Genomic DNA, 13,924 nt, shown 5'->3' on the forward strand with positions numbered 1-13,924 from the left:
TCAGGGAGACGGTCGCATGGTCGATCAGGCCCACTTTTCCGGTCCCACCGGCTCCAACGAACACATCACCATCAGCTACGCCGGGTTCACCCGGCCCTGGGCCGCCTGGATCTCCCATCAGCTGGAGCAGCAGGGCCACGGCACGACCATGCTGCGCTGGGACCCCAAGGTGGACACCGCGCTGGTGGAGGAGCTGTCGGGGCTGCTGGAGGCCGAGGGCCGGCTGCTGATGGTGCTGGACGACTGGTATTTCCGGCTGGGCCCCAAGACCCAGGAGGAGTGGACGGCCGCGCTGCGGGAGGTGGTGCCCGCGCACGCCGACCGGTTCGCCGCGGTGAGCGTGGCCACCCAGAGCCTGCCCGCCACGGCGGCCCTGCTGCGCCCCGCCGACCTGCGCGACCTGGACGCCCAGGAGGCCAACCGCCGGGTCCTGCAGCGCCTCGGCATCGGGGGACCGGGCCGGGCCGTGGACGAGGACGCGCCGGGCGCGCCCCGCTTCCCGAACAACCCGCCCGAGGTGTGGAACATCCCGCGCCGCAACAACCGCTTCACCGGCCGCGACAACGTCCTCGAAGCGCTGCACGGCAAGCTGGCCGGCTCCGGTGCGGGCGCGGGCCCGCCGCTGGAGACCCGGATCGCGCTGTACGGCACCTCCGGCGTCGGCAAGAGCCAGATCGCCGCCGAATACGCCCACCGCTTCGGCAACGACTACGACGTGGTGTGGTGGATCAGCGCCACCAACCGCGGCGCCGCCCGCGAACAGCTCGCCGAACTCGCCACCCGGCTCGGCCTCCCCGTGGGCCGGGAGCTGGGCGACCGCATCCGCGCCGTCCACGAAGCGCTCCGCGTCGGCCGCCCCTACCGCCGCTGGCTGCTGATCTTCGACAGCGCCGACGACATGGAGCAGATCGAGGACCTGGTCCCCGACGGCCGCGGCCATGTCCTGATCACCACCCTCACCCGCGACTGGTCGGGCTCCGGCAGCGCCCAGGAGATCGAGGTGCTGCCCTTCAACCGCGTCGAGAGCGTCGCCTACGCACGGCGGCGCGCCCCACGGCTGACCCCGATGGAAGCCGATCTGCTCTCCGACGCCGTCCAGGACCTGCCGCTGCTGCTCGCCCAGACCGCCGCCTGGCTCGACGCCAACCCGATGTCGCCCAAGGAGTACATCGAGCTGATCCGCCGCGGTGAGCCCAGCCTCGTCGGCATCCGGATCTCCTCCGACTACCCCATGGCCTTCCAGACGAGCTGGGCCATAACTCTCAACACGCTGCGCGAACGCAGCCCGGCCGCAGTCGAACTCCTCAAGCTGTTCGCGTTCTTCGCCCCGGACACCATCCCCGTCCCGATGCTCTCCCGGGCCCGCCGCGGCGACCTGCCCGAACACCTCGCCGACCTGGCCGCCGAGCCGATCAGCTGGAACACCGCGCTGCGCCGGCTGACCGAGTCCACCGCCGTACGCCTCGACTACCAGGTCTCCCAGGACTCCGACCCGGCCGTGGAGACCGCGCTGATGCACCGGCTCTACCACCGGTTCCTGCGCAGCGACATGGCCGAGGACGAGCGCGATCTGATGTCGGCGTGCGCCTGCCGGGTGCTGGTCACCGCCGATCCGCAAAACCCCGCCGACACCCGCTACTGGGAGCGCTACGCCGAGCTCATCCCGCATCTGGAGCCGGCCGGCGTCCTCGACAGCCCCGAGCCCGCGGTCCAGCAGCTGCTGCTCAACTGCGTGGAGTATCTGCGGGTCCGCGGCGAGTACCGCATGGGCCTGCGGCTGTGCGAACAGTTCATGTCCCGCTGGCGCACCCGCCTCGCGGCCACCCAGCGCACCATGCTCGTCCTCACCCACCAGCACGCCAACATGCTGCGCCGGCTCGGCCGCTACCGCGAGGCCGAGGCGGTCGGCAGCGCCGTCGTCGACCAGCTCGCCGCCGAGCGGGACCCCTCCGACGCCGATCTGCTGCGGGCGCAGGACGGGCTGGCCGGCACGCTGATCGCGCTGGGCTCCTACGAGCAGGCCTACGACCTCTTCGACGCCGTCTGGCGGGCCTACACCGAGCTGCTCGGCCCGGAGGCACCCCGCACCCTCTCCTCGCGGCACAACCTCGGCAGCGTCCTGGCGCTGCTCGGCCGGTACGAAGAAGCGCTGGTCACCCATCGCGAGGTGCTGGCCTTCCGGGAGCGCGAGCTGCGCGCCCGCCACCACCTCACGCTCAACGCGGGCACCGCCCACGCCCGCACCCTGCGCCTGCTCGGCCGCTACCGCGACGCCACCTCCAGCCAGGAGCTCAACGCCCGGCTGCATCTGCAGGTGATGGGCCCGCACACCCCGCAGACCCTGCGCGCCGAGCACAATCTCGCGCTGTGCCTGCGCCGCTCCGGCGAGGTCACCCGTGCCGCCACCCTGCTGGCCGATCTCGTCGAGCGCTCCCGCCGGGTGCTGGGGCCCCGCCACCCCGAGACCCTGATGGTGCGCGCGGACCACGCCACCTTCCTGCGGGAGCACGGCGATCTCGGGCACGCCCGCGACCTGGCGGAGGAGGTCGCCGAGCGCTATCGCGCCCTGGCCGGCGAGCGCCACCCGTACACCGTCGGCACCCTCGCGAACGTCGGGCTGGTCCGCGGCGAGTTCGGGGACCCGGCGGACGCGCTGGACATCGCCGAGCGCGCGCTGAGCGGGATGTCCGAGGCCATGGGCTCCGGCCATCCCTGGACGCTGGGCTGCGCGCTGAACGCCGCCGCCGCGCGCAACCGGGTGGACGACGAGGAGGGCGCGGTGGAGCTGGGCCGCGTCACCCTGGAGCGGGCCAAGGTGACGCTGGGCGACACCCATCCGCTGACCCTCTCCGCGAAGACGGCGCTGTCCGAGGACCTGCGGGCGCTCCGCCGCGGCCAGGAGGCGGCGAAGCTCGAACAGGAGGCGATCCAGCAGCTCTCCGAGACCCTGGGCGCCGAGCACCCGCACACCCTGTCAGCGCGGCGTCGCCGGCGCCCGTACTGGGACTTCGAACCGCAGCCCGTCTAGTGAGCCGCGCAGGCGCCCCACGCACGCGGAAGGGCCCGCCCCCACCGGGGACGGGCCCTTCCGCTGTTTCACCACCGGTCATCCGGCGGCCCCGACGCCTCAGGCGTCGAAGGCCTCCGCGACCAGCTGTGCCTGCTCCGCCTGGTGGCGCTTGGCGGAGCCGACGGCCGGCGAGGAGGAGTGCGGCCGGGAGATCCGGCGCAGCCGCTCACCGTGCGGGACATCGGCGCCGACGGCCAGGTCGAGGTGGTCGATCAGGTTGAGGCCGAGGAACGGCCAGGCACCCTGGTTCGCCGGTTCTTCCTGGGTCCACAGGTACTTCTCGGCGTTCGAGAACTTGGCGATCTCCGCCTGCAGTTCCTTGCCGGGGAGCGGGTAGAGGCGCTCGATACGGACGATCGCGGTGTCGTGCGCGCCACGCTTCTCGCGCTCGGCCTCCAGGTCGTAGTAGACCTTGCCGGAGCAGAAGATGACCTTGCGGACATCCTCGGGCTTGACCGTGGAGTCGCCGATGACGGGGCGGAAGCCGCCCGTCGTGAACTCGTCCGTCCGCGACGCCGCCGCCTTCAGACGCAGCATCGACTTCGGGGTGAAGACGACCAGCGGCTTGTGGTGCGGGTTGTGGACCTGCCAGCGCAGCAGGTGGAAGTAGTTCGACGGCAGGGTCGGCGCGGCGACCGTCATGTTGTTCTGCGCGCACAGCTGGAGGAACCGCTCGATGCGGGCCGAGGAGTGGTCCGGGCCCTGGCCCTCGTAGCCGTGCGGGAGCAGCAGGGTGACGCCGGACGTCTGGCCCCACTTCTGCTCCGCCGAGGAGATGAACTCGTCGACGACCGTCTGGGCGCCGTTGACGAAGTCACCGAACTGCGCCTCCCACATGACCAGCGCCTCCGGGCGGGCCAGGGAGTAGCCGTACTCGAAGCCCATCGCCGCGTACTCGCTGAGCAGCGAGTCGTAGACGTTGAAGCGGGCCTGGTCCTCGGAGAGGTAGAGCAGCGGCGTGTAGTCGTCGCCGGTCTCCCGGTCGATGAGCACCGCGTGCCGCTGGCCGAAGGTGCCACGGCGGGAGTCCTGGCCGGCGAGCCGGACCGGGGTGCCCTCCATGAGCAGCGAGCCGATGGCGAGGGTCTCGCCCATGCCCCAGTCGATGGCGTTGTCCTCGACCTGGGCCGCGCGGCGCTGCAGCTGGGGCAGCAGACGCGGGTGGACGGTGACCCGCTCGGGGATGTTGACCTGGGACTCGGCGATCCGCTTGACGACCTCCTGGGAGATCGCGGTGTCCACGAAGACCGGGAACTCGGCCTTGGGCTGCGGCACCTCGGGGACGGCCGGGGCCGTCGTGGCGTCGCGGACCTCGGTGAAGACCTTCTCCAGCTGGCCCTGGAAGTCCTGCAGCGCCTGCTCGGCCTCTTCCAGTGTGATGTCGCCACGACCGATGAGGGACTCGGTGTAGAGCTTGCGCACCGAGCGCTTCTTGTCGATCAGGTCGTACATCAGCGGCTGGGTGAAGGCCGGGTTGTCCGACTCATTGTGGCCGCGACGGCGGTAGCAGATCAGGTCGATGACCACGTCCTTGTTGAACGCCTGGCGGAACTCGAAGGCCAGACGGGCCACGCGGACGACGGCCTCGGGGTCGTCACCGTTGACGTGGAAGATCGGCGCCTCGATCATGCGGGCCACGTCGGTGGCGTACATGGACGAACGCGACGACTCCGGCGCTGCGGTGAAGCCGACCTGGTTGTTGATGACCACGTGCACCGTGCCGCCGGTGCGGTAGCCGCGCAGCTGGGACATGTTCAGCGTCTCCGCGACCACGCCCTGGCCGGCGAACGCGGCGTCACCGTGCAGCTGGATCGGCAGGACCGTGAAGTCCGTGCCGCCCTTGTTGATGATGTCCTGCTTGGCGCGCGCGACACCCTCGACGACCGGGTCCACGGCCTCCAGGTGGGAGGGGTTGGCGGTGAGCGAGACCTTGATCTGCTCGCCGTCCAGACCGGTGAAGGTGCCCTCGGCGCCCAGGTGGTACTTCACGTCGCCGGAGCCGTGCATCGACTTCGGGTCGAGGTTGCCCTCGAACTCGCGGAAGATCTGCGCGTAGGACTTGCCGACGATGTTCGCCAGGACGTTGAGGCGGCCGCGGTGGGCCATGCCGATGACGACCTCGTCGAGGCGCGACTCGGCCGCGGAGTCGATGACCGCGTCCAGCAGCGGGATGACGGACTCGCCGCCCTCCAGCGAGAAGCGCTTCTGGCCGACGTACTTGGTCTGCAGGAACGTCTCGAACGCCTCGGCGGAGTTCAGCCGGCGCAGGATGCGCAGCTGCTCCTCGCGCTCGGGCGACTTGTGCGAGCGCTCGACCCGGTCCTGGATCCACTTGCGCTGCTTGGGGTCCTGGATGTGCATGAACTCGATGCCGGTGGTGCGGCAGTACGAGTCACGCAGCACGCCCAGGATCTCGCGCAGCTTCATCATGGACTTGCCGGAGAAGCCGCCGACCGCGAACTCGCGCTCCAGGTCCCACAGGGTGAGGCCGTGCTCGGTGATGTCGAGGTCGGGGTGCTTGCGCTGGTGGTACTCCAGCGGGTCGGTGTCGGCCATGACGTGGCCGCGGACCCGGTAGGAGTGGATCAGCTCGAAGACCCGGGCGGCCTTGGTGACGTCGTCGTCGTGGGAGACGTCGATGTCCCGCAGCCAGCGGACGGGCTCGTACGGAATCCGCAGCGACTTGAAGATGTCGTCGAAGAATTCGTTGTCGCCGAGCAGCAGCTGGCTCATGATGCGCAGGAACTCGCCGGAGGCGGCGCCCTGGATCACCCGGTGGTCATAGGTGCTGGTCAGCGTCATGACCTTGGAGACACCCAGCTTGTTCAGGGCGTCCTGGGAGGTGCCCTGGAACTCCGCGGGGTAGTCCATCGCGCCGACGCCCATGATCATGGACTGGCCGGGCATCAGACGCGGCACGGAGTGGACGGTGCCGATGCCGCCGGGGTTCGTCAGCGACGCGGTGACTCCGGTGAAGTCGTCCATCGTCAGCTTGTTGTCACGGGCCCGGCGGACGATGTCCTCGTAGGCCTGCCAGAACTCGAAGAAGGTCAGCGTCTCGGCCTTCTTGATGGCGGCGACGACGAGCTGGCGGTCACCGTTCGGCTTCACCAGGTCGATGGCCAGACCGAGGTTGACGTGCTCGGGCTTGACCAGCGTCGGCTTGCCGTCCTTCTCCGCGAAGGAGTAGTTCATCGACGGCATGGCCTTGAGGGCCTGCACCATCGCGTACCCGATGAGGTGGGTGAAGGAGACCTTCCCACCGCGGGCGCGCTTGAGGTGGTTGTTGATCACGATGCGGTTGTCGAAGAGCAGCTTCACCGGGACCGCGCGGACGGACGTGGCCGTCGGCAGCTCCAGGGAGGCGTTCATGTTCTTCGCCACCGCGGCCGAGGGGCCGCGCAGGGTGATGAACTCGGGACCGGCGGGGGCCTGGCCCTCCTCGGCGGCCGGCTTCGCGGCGGGCTTGGCCGCAGCGGCCTTCGCCGGAGCCTTGGCCGGAGCGGCCTTGGCCGGTGCCGGAGCGCTCGCAGCGGGCTTCGCCGGGGTGGCCGGCTCGGCGGCGGCCGGCTTCGGCTCCGCTGCGGGCGCGGACGCCTGCGCCGGGGCGGCCGGAGCGGGGGCAGCACCCTCCGCCGGCTGGCTCGGCGCGGTGGCGCCGCCCGGCTTGTAGTCGGCGAAGAAGTCCCACCAGGCTCGGTCTACCGAGTTCGGGTCCTGGAGGTACTGCTGGTAGATCTCGTCGACGAGCCACTCATTGGGACCGAACGCAGCAGCAGGGTTCTTACCCTGCCCCTCTTGGTCGGTCGAGATGCTCGAGCTGTTGGGGGACTGTAGCGACACGGCGGCAACCGCCCTCTTCCGCTTCCTAAGGTGGTGGACAGCGGGAATAAAGGCTACGCCTGTTGTGACCCTTGGTGCAGGCCGGGAGGGGTACTCGTCGCGTACGTCACATTCCCGGTCGGGTTTCAGGGCATGACTTGGCGGGAAACACACGAAGTTTGCCTCTGTGCGGGTACGAGTGATCGCCACCACACCCGCTGCGGAGTGTTTCCACCATCGACCCTACGTCAGCGGCCGTCAGCTTCGAGCTGACTCCAGCCCCGGAAGAGTGACCCGGATCCGGCAGCCGCGCGGCGACTCGGCCACGCCGATGCGTCCGCCGTGCAGGTCCACCGCCCAGCGCGCGATCGCCAGGCCCAGGCCCGTACCGCCGTCGGTGCCGGGGCCCGAGGGGGCCGGACCGCCGCGGTTGAACCGCTCGAAGACCCGGTAGCGCTCCGCCTCGGGGATGCCGGGGCCCTCGTCCTGCACCTCCAGCACCAGGCTCTGCGGCCCCTCGCCCCGCCGTGCGTGCACCGTGACCCGGCCGTGCCGGGGGCTGTGCTTGATCGCGTTGTCGATGAGATTGGCGACGACCTGGTGCAGCCGCTCGGCGTCCGCGTGCGCGGTCAGCTCCGGCGGCGAGACATCGAGGTGCAGATGGACGTCCGTACGGGTGTGGGTGCCGGAGCCGGCCACCCCTGACAGCCCCGACAGGGTGGCGGCGCCCCGGCTCATGTTGGCCTCCTTGAGCACCCCGGACAGATACGGCCAGACCTCGAAGCGGCGGGAGTGCAGCGGCACCACGCCGTTGTCCAGCCGGGACAGGTCCAGGAGGTGCTCGACCAGGCGGCCCAGCCGCTCGGTCTGCTTCAGCGCCGTGCGCATGGTCTCCGGGTCCGGCTCGCAGACGCCGTCGACGACGTTCTCCAGGACGGCACGGAGCGCGGCGATGGGGGTGCGCAGCTCGTGCGAGACATTGGCGACCAGTTCCTTGCGGTGGGTGTCCACCGCTTCCAGGTCGGCGGCCATCCGGTTGAAGGCGTTCGCCAGGTCGCCGAACTCGTCACGGCGCTCCGAGCGGACCCGGCGGCTGTAGTTACCGTGCGCCATCGACCGGGTGACGTCCGTCATCTCGTCGAGCGGGGCGGTCAGGCTGTTGGCCACGAACTGGGTGATCAGCAGCGAGGCGATGATCGAGAAGATCGTGATCACCCGCAGCTCGGTCGCCGAGTGCATCGCGACGAACACCAGCAGTGTGGTGATGATCACCGAGACGCTGACCAGTGCCCCGAGCGCGGCCTTGACCGAGCGGTACGGGTCCAGCGGGCGCAGGCCCTCCCAGACCCGCTGCCACAGCTCGCGCAGGGGGGTGCATGGCCACCGCGTCATGCGGACGGGGTCTCCAGGGCGTATCCGACGCCGTGGACCGTGCGGATCCGCTCGGCGCCGATCTTGCGGCGCAGCGCCTTGATGTGGCTGTCGACCGTACGGGTCCCGGAGGCGTCCGCCCAGTCCCACACCTCGGCCAGCAGCTGCTCACGGGAGAGCACCGCGCGCGGGGTGTTCGCCAGGCAGACCAGCAGATCGAACTCGGTGGGCGTCAGATGGACGTCAGCGCCGCGCACCCGGACCCGGCGCTGGGCGTGGTCGATCTCCAGCTCACCCAGCCGGAGGATGCCGCTGCGGGGGGTGTGGGCGGCCAGTGCGGCGCGCTCGACCCGGCGCAGCAGGACATGCACCCGGGCGGCCAGCTCCCGCATCGAGAACGGCTTGGTCATGTAGTCGTCGGCGCCGACGCCGAGGCCCACCAGCATGTCGGTCTCGTCGTCCCGGGCGGTGAGCATCATCACCGGCACCGGGCGCTGCGCCTGGACCCGGCGGCACACCTCCAGGCCGTCGAAGCCCGGCAGCATCACATCGAGGACCAGCAGATCGGGCTGCCAGGCCTCGGCGGTGTCCACGGCGGCCGGGCCGTCGGTGGCCGTCTGCACCTGGAAGCCCTCGGCGCGCAGCCGGGCCGCGATGGCCTCGACGATCGTCGGGTCGTCCTCCACGACCAGGACCCGGCGCTGGGCTCCCGGCGTGGCCGCGGCGGCGCCGCCCTGCGTTGTCTGAGTCTGGTCCATCGCCCGCCCCTGCATGTCCCCTGCGTGGTCGCGTATTGCTGGGCAGCAGCGTACGGGCATGGTGTGACTGTCGGCTACGCGCCCTTCCGCGCGAGATGGACCGCGTCGGGGACGCCTCGGACAACGGGGATCTCTTCCGTATGTACCCCGCTGAAACCGGCATTTCGCAGTGCGTCCTCGAAGGCCGGCGAGGGCTGCGCGGACCAGACGGCGAGCACTCCGCCGGGCGTCAGACGGTCGCGGCAGGCGGCGAGCCCGTCGGGGGAGTAGAGGCTGTCGTTGTCCTCGGTGACGGTCCAGTCGGGGCCGTTGTCGATGTCCAGGCACAGGGCGTCGTAGGTGTCCTGGTCCGCGTCGGTCCGCAGATGGGCGACCAGGTCGGTGTGCAGGATCTCGCTGCGCGGATCGGCCAGCGCGGCCGCCGAGACGGCCGACAGCGGGCCCGTGCGGTGCCAGTCGATGACCGCCTCCTCGCGCTCGACGACGACGATCCGGCCCCAGTGCGGCTGCTGGGCCGCACGGGCCAGGGAGAAGCCGACGCCGAGGCCGCCGATCAGCACGGAGGGGCGGGGGCGGCCGGCCGGCAGCGCGTCCAGCGCGGCGTCGATCAGCAGCCGCTCGGACCGGCCGTCGGAGGTGTCCATCAGGAAGCAGCCGTTGGCGATGATCTCGTAGATCACCGGTGACCCGGGGGTGCCGGAGCCGTCGGTTCCGGGGGCTGCGGGGGGTTCGGCCCGTTGCCGCAGCACCACCTCGCCGTACGGACCCTCGCGGCGGTCGAGCGTGCGCGGGGCCTCGGGGGCGCCGGTCGTTGCCTGCGTCGGTGTCACGGGAGCCATGGCGCCATGGTGGCCAATACGGGGTGCGCCGGTCCAACGCTTTGGGGCGGTCGCTCGGGTGCCGCTTCGGTGGTCGCTTTTGGGCGGTATTCGCCGCCGGATACCCGGACGTGAAGTATCTGCTGACGGTTGCCTCATGTGATGGATATCACTCTCACAGGTTCTTCATGGGTTGAGCGTGCAGGGTGGTCCGGGACGTAGAGCAGGGCAGAGATTCACGGCCGAGGGACACGGGCGTGGCTCACCGGATGCGCCAGGACGGAAGGGGCCTCGGACTGTGAGCTGGCTGGGAACCGCAGGGAGAATACGGACCGGTCGTGAACCGGCCGCCGCGCCGGGACCGGACACCGGTCCGGGCGGGACGCCGGGCCTGCTGGCCGGCATCCCCCGGCAGCGCGGGGGCCGGACGGCCCGGGCCGGCGCCGTTGCGGAAGGGCCGAACACCCCTGATGCGGCGGTGCGTTGGCGGCCCTGGAGGCTGCTCCCCACCCCCCTCGGCACCCCCTTCACCTTCGGCTACGCCGTGCTCCTCGCGGCCACTTCGCTCTTCGCCGAGTACGCCGACCCGGGGCTGGTCTCCGAACTCCTGCGCGGCTCCAGCACCGATGTCGTCCATCTCGCCCAGGCCCCGCTGCTGGTGCTGGTCGCCAGCGCCTTGTGGATCGCCGGCGGGATGGCCTCCGGGTACGCCGTCGCCTTCCTCTTCGTCCTGACGGCGCTGGAGCGGCGGGTCGGCGCGCTGCGTACCGTCGCGGTCTTCTTCGGCGGCCATGTGCTCGCCACCCTCGCCACCGAACTGCCCGTCGCCTTCTCGGTCGCCGCCGGCCGGCTGCCGGAGAGCTCGCTGCACCGCCTCGACTACGGCATCAGCTTCGGCGTGATGACCTGCACCGGAGCCCTCGCCGGCCTGCTGCCCGCCTGGTCGCGCTGGCCTCTGCTGGCCGGCGTCGGCTATGTGGCCCTGACGGATCTGCTCGCCTACGTGGACCCGCTGAGCGACTGGGGGCATCTGCTCTCGCTCGCCCTGGGCGTGGCGAGCTGGCCGCTGCTGCGCCGCTGGCGCGACCACCGTGCCGCGGCCGCGCCGCTCCTCGGCGATCTGGGCCACCCCGCCCTGCGGGGCGCGCGGACGTACTGAGCGTCAGGCGGCTCTGCCTTGTGCGAGTTGGCCGAGCTCTGCGCAGGGTGGGGTCGCCCAGGGGGCTGGGTGTGGCGCGCACCTCCGGTCACCGCGGCTGCCTGACTGCCGGGGCACGCATCACCACAGGCGGCCCACTTCCCGCGCGGCTATCCTCTGCGGGATGGCACCGGACCAGTACGCCTACTTCGCGCTGTTCAGCCGGCACACCTCGGCGGACGACATGACCTCCCAGCTGGGCATCAGTCCTGACGAGGTAACCGTTCGCGGCAGCCGGTTCACCGAGCCGGTGACGGTTCCGGTCGATCACTCGTGGATGGTCGTCTGCCGGGAACCGGGCCTGCGCGTCGACGAGCAGATCACCCGCATTCTCGACAGGCTCCAGGCCCACACGGACCGCATCGCCGATCTCACCCGGCATCTGGCCGGCACCGGCGGCGGAGCAGTGCTTCAAGTGGTGCGCCGCTTCAACGACACCGACCGCGCCCGGCCCGGCACCGCCGATGTCCCCAACCTCCTCGGCTGGCATCTGGACCGCAGGGTCCTGGACTTCCTCGGTGCCACCGGCGCCGCGCTCGACGTCGACGAGTACGACATGGCCGGAGACAACGACGCCGGGTGAGCACGCGGCTCCGTACTCACCTGGGCGAATGAGCCGTATTCCGGCGGCTTGACAGCAGCATGCGGAAGCCGGGCGTCCCGTGGCTCGGCCGGTCCGGACGGCAGGAGCTACGGCCGCGCCGTCGACCGGTAGGTGTGGGTGATCGCGTAGGCGCAGCCGCCCAGGAGCGCCACACCGGAGAGCACTCCGCTGACGAACGGCACCCAGGCCACGGCGGAGGTGGCCGCCATGCCCAGACCGGTCGCGCCGAGCGCGGTCAGCGTGGCGCCGGGGACGGCGATGCTGCGCCGCTTCCAGACCGCCATCAGCGCGACGAAGTGCAGACCGACGATCAGCGCGATCCAGGCCACGGCGGTCTGCTCGGGAGCGCCCGCCGCCCGCAGCGCGAGATTGCCGCCGATCAGCAGCACCGCCTCGGCCCCCACGACGAACGCGAACTTCCCCCGGAACCAGTCCGCCTGAGGTGCCTCGGCATCGTCCGGCGCGGGCCGGCCGCGGCGCCCCGCCAGCAGCGCGAGCGTGAGCAGCCCGGCGAAGGTGAGCACCGCGAGCACCCGGAGGGCGATACCGATCGCCGGATTCAGCGGGTCGTGGGCGTTGGCGACCACGAAGACCGTCCCGAAGAATGCGCCGATGAAAACTCCGGACATCCGCTGCAACATGCGGTGAAGGTAGCAGTCATGACGGGGTGTGAGGACGGTCGCGACGGGCTTTCCGCGCGGATCCGCCCGGACCGTCCGCCGCTATCCGAGCCACATGAGCATGCCGTCCCCCTCGTCCGCCGCCGCGCGGAAGAAGGGCCGCAACAGCTCGTAGTGCGCGCTGACATAGTCCAGTGGCTCGCCCCGCTCCCAGACGATCACCGGATACACCTCCGCCGCGGCGAGGTCCGCCGGGCCGACACCGGCCGTCAGGCTCTCCGCGGATATCCCCGCCAGCGCCTCCGCGGCGCCTCGCACCTGCTCGGGGGTGAGGTAACGGGGCGGACCGTAGCCCCAGTCGTCGGCTTCCGGGACGGCCTCCTCGCCATGGACGATGTCCACCGGGAAGGACGTGCGGCGCAGCAGGAACCCGAGGGCGTCCCAGGCCTTGTCGATGTCCAGGCAGCGCGCCGGCGCGGGCTCCGGGCACTGTGCGGCTTCGGCTTCCATCCGCCCGCTGACCAGCTTCAGCGCCCACTCCGGATCGCCCAGGGCGCGGTCGAGTTCGGCAGGAGTGACACGCGCGTACTCTCCGATCATGCTCATGGTCCCGAGGCTAGGGGCGACCACTGACAACGCCCGGTGAGCGCCGGGAAGGCCCCGGCCGCAGCGAGAGGAACCGGCCCGGCGCGGCGGCTCTGCGCCGGCTGGGAGAATGGCGGTCCCTTCCGGGCACGGCTCGTGCGGTGCCCGCCGGTCGCAGGAGTACACGCACCTTGTCCCCAGAACGCAAGCCATCGATTCCGGACGTCGGGGAACTCGGCCTGCAGTCCGACTGCGGCAGCTGCTTCGGGCTGTGCTGTGTCGCGCTGCCGTTCGCGGCCTCGGCGGACTTCGCGATCGACAAGGACGCCGGCCGGCCCTGCCCGAACCTGCGGACGGACTTCCGCTGCGGTATCCACAGCGAGCTGCGCCCGCGCGGTTTCTCCGGCTGCACCGTCTTCGACTGCTTCGGCGCCGGACAGAAGGTCTCCCAGGTCACCTTCGGCGGGCAGGACTGGCGGCAGGCCCCGGGGACCGCCCGGCAGATGTTCGACGTCTTCCCCGTCATGCGGCAGCTGCACGAACTCCTCTGGTACCTGGCCGAGGCGCTGAGCCGGCCGGCGGCCCGCCCGGTCCACGCCGATCTGCGCGCCGCCCTGGAGGAGACCGAACGCCTCACCCGCGCCGGCGCCGAGGAGCTCACCGGGCTGGACGTGCCCGCCCACCGGGGCGAGGTCAACGCCCTCCTGCTGCGCACCAGCGAACTCGTACGGGCCGGGATCCCGGGCCGCAAGAAGGAGCGGCGGGGCGCCGACCTCGTGGGGGCCCGCCTCAAGGGCGCCAACCTCCGGGGCGCCAACCTCCGTGGGGCCTACCTGATCGCCGCCGACCTCAAGGGCGCCGATCTGCGCACCGCGGACCTGATCGGCGCCGATCTCCGCGCCGCCGACCTCTCCGGCGCCGATCTCACCGGCGCCCTCTTCCTCACCCAGTCGCAGCTCAATGCGGCCAAGGGCGACGCCGCCACCGAGCTGCCGCAGACCCTGACCCGCCCCGCTCACTGGTAGCGAGCCCGCTGCGGTCCGGCTCGCTCCCCGCCGGACCGTCGTTGATCAACGGG

At 71.3% G+C, this 13,924-nt stretch carries 10 protein-coding genes; 4 read left to right on the forward strand and 6 right to left on the reverse strand.

Annotated elements, in window-relative coordinates:
- Positions 1 to 16: 16 nt before the first annotated feature.
- Positions 17 to 3,028: an FxSxx-COOH system tetratricopeptide repeat protein gene (fxsT, locus tag NUT86_RS27775; RefSeq protein WP_274738136.1), complete on the forward strand. Its 3,012-nt coding sequence runs from the start codon at positions 17 to 19 to the stop codon at positions 3,026 to 3,028.
- Between the two features lie 99 nt (positions 3,029 to 3,127).
- Here the strand turns inward: fxsT and NUT86_RS27780 are convergent, their stop codons facing one another.
- From NUT86_RS27780 to NUT86_RS27795, 4 genes are all read right to left on the reverse strand, one after another.
- Positions 3,128 to 6,913, reverse strand: a complete 3,786-nt coding sequence (locus NUT86_RS27780) for a multifunctional oxoglutarate decarboxylase/oxoglutarate dehydrogenase thiamine pyrophosphate-binding subunit/dihydrolipoyllysine-residue succinyltransferase subunit (protein WP_018087457.1) — start codon at positions 6,911 to 6,913, stop codon at positions 3,128 to 3,130.
- 237 nt (positions 6,914 to 7,150) lie between these two features.
- Complete coding sequence (locus NUT86_RS27785) at positions 7,151 to 8,284, reverse strand: HAMP domain-containing sensor histidine kinase (RefSeq protein ID WP_018087456.1); 1,134 nt, start codon at positions 8,282 to 8,284, stop codon at positions 7,151 to 7,153.
- The gene (locus NUT86_RS27790) at positions 8,281 to 9,021 is read right to left on the reverse strand and encodes a response regulator transcription factor (RefSeq protein ID WP_018087455.1); all 741 of its coding nucleotides are present in this window, start codon (positions 9,019 to 9,021) and stop codon (positions 8,281 to 8,283) included. The genes NUT86_RS27785 and NUT86_RS27790 overlap by 4 nt, the downstream gene beginning before the upstream one ends.
- A 74-nt stretch (positions 9,022 to 9,095) precedes the next feature.
- The gene (locus tag NUT86_RS27795) at positions 9,096 to 9,860 is read right to left on the reverse strand and encodes a spermidine synthase (protein WP_266450215.1); all 765 of its coding nucleotides are present in this window, start codon (positions 9,858 to 9,860) and stop codon (positions 9,096 to 9,098) included.
- A 277-nt stretch (positions 9,861 to 10,137) separates the two neighbouring features.
- Between NUT86_RS27795 and NUT86_RS27800 the strand changes: the two genes are divergently transcribed.
- Both NUT86_RS27800 and NUT86_RS27805 read left to right on the forward strand, forming a co-directional pair.
- Positions 10,138 to 10,998, forward strand: a complete 861-nt coding sequence (locus NUT86_RS27800) for a rhomboid-like protein (RefSeq protein ID WP_274738140.1) — start codon at positions 10,138 to 10,140, stop codon at positions 10,996 to 10,998.
- A 163-nt stretch (positions 10,999 to 11,161) separates the two neighbouring features.
- Positions 11,162 to 11,620, forward strand: coding sequence for a DUF4279 domain-containing protein (locus NUT86_RS27805; RefSeq protein WP_266450217.1), 459 nt, complete (start codon positions 11,162 to 11,164; stop codon positions 11,618 to 11,620).
- 107 nt (positions 11,621 to 11,727) lie between these two features.
- On the opposite strand, the gene NUT86_RS27810 is transcribed toward NUT86_RS27805, so the two are convergent.
- On the reverse strand, positions 11,728 to 12,282 hold the full coding sequence (locus tag NUT86_RS27810) for a hypothetical protein (RefSeq protein WP_018087451.1): 555 nt from the start codon (positions 12,280 to 12,282) through the stop codon (positions 11,728 to 11,730).
- An 81-nt stretch (positions 12,283 to 12,363) separates the two neighbouring features.
- Positions 12,364 to 12,861: a YfbM family protein gene (locus tag NUT86_RS27815; RefSeq protein WP_159489042.1), complete on the reverse strand. Its 498-nt coding sequence runs from the start codon at positions 12,859 to 12,861 to the stop codon at positions 12,364 to 12,366.
- Positions 12,862 to 13,037: 176 nt separating this feature from the next.
- On the opposite strand from NUT86_RS27815, the gene NUT86_RS27820 reads away from it, so the two are divergent.
- Complete coding sequence (locus tag NUT86_RS27820; protein WP_266450219.1) at positions 13,038 to 13,871, forward strand: pentapeptide repeat-containing protein; 834 nt, start codon at positions 13,038 to 13,040, stop codon at positions 13,869 to 13,871.
- Positions 13,872 to 13,924: the final 53 nt, after the last annotated feature.

It is taken from the genome of Streptomyces sp. G7(2002) (assembly GCF_028870195.1).
GTDB lineage: Bacteria > Actinomycetota > Actinomycetes > Streptomycetales > Streptomycetaceae > Streptomyces > Streptomyces nigrescens.

What these genes read in the sequence shown, in the direction of transcription:
- fxsT (WP_274738136.1), top strand. Translation starts at nt 17, where the DNA reads ATGGTCGATCAGGCCCACTTTTCCGGTCCCACCGGCTCCAACGAACAC.
- NUT86_RS27785 (WP_018087456.1), bottom strand. Translation starts at nt 8,284, where the DNA reads ATGACGCGGTGGCCATGCACCCCCCTGCGCGAGCTGTGGCAGCGGGTC.
- NUT86_RS27790 (WP_018087455.1), bottom strand. Translation starts at nt 9,021, where the DNA reads ATGGACCAGACTCAGACAACGCAGGGCGGCGCCGCCGCGGCCACGCCG.
- NUT86_RS27795 (WP_266450215.1), bottom strand. Translation starts at nt 9,860, where the DNA reads ATGGCTCCCGTGACACCGACGCAGGCAACGACCGGCGCCCCCGAGGCC.
- NUT86_RS27805 (WP_266450217.1), top strand. Translation starts at nt 11,162, where the DNA reads ATGGCACCGGACCAGTACGCCTACTTCGCGCTGTTCAGCCGGCACACC.
- NUT86_RS27810 (WP_018087451.1), bottom strand. Translation starts at nt 12,282, where the DNA reads ATGTTGCAGCGGATGTCCGGAGTTTTCATCGGCGCATTCTTCGGGACG.
- NUT86_RS27815 (WP_159489042.1), bottom strand. Translation starts at nt 12,861, where the DNA reads ATGATCGGAGAGTACGCGCGTGTCACTCCTGCCGAACTCGACCGCGCC.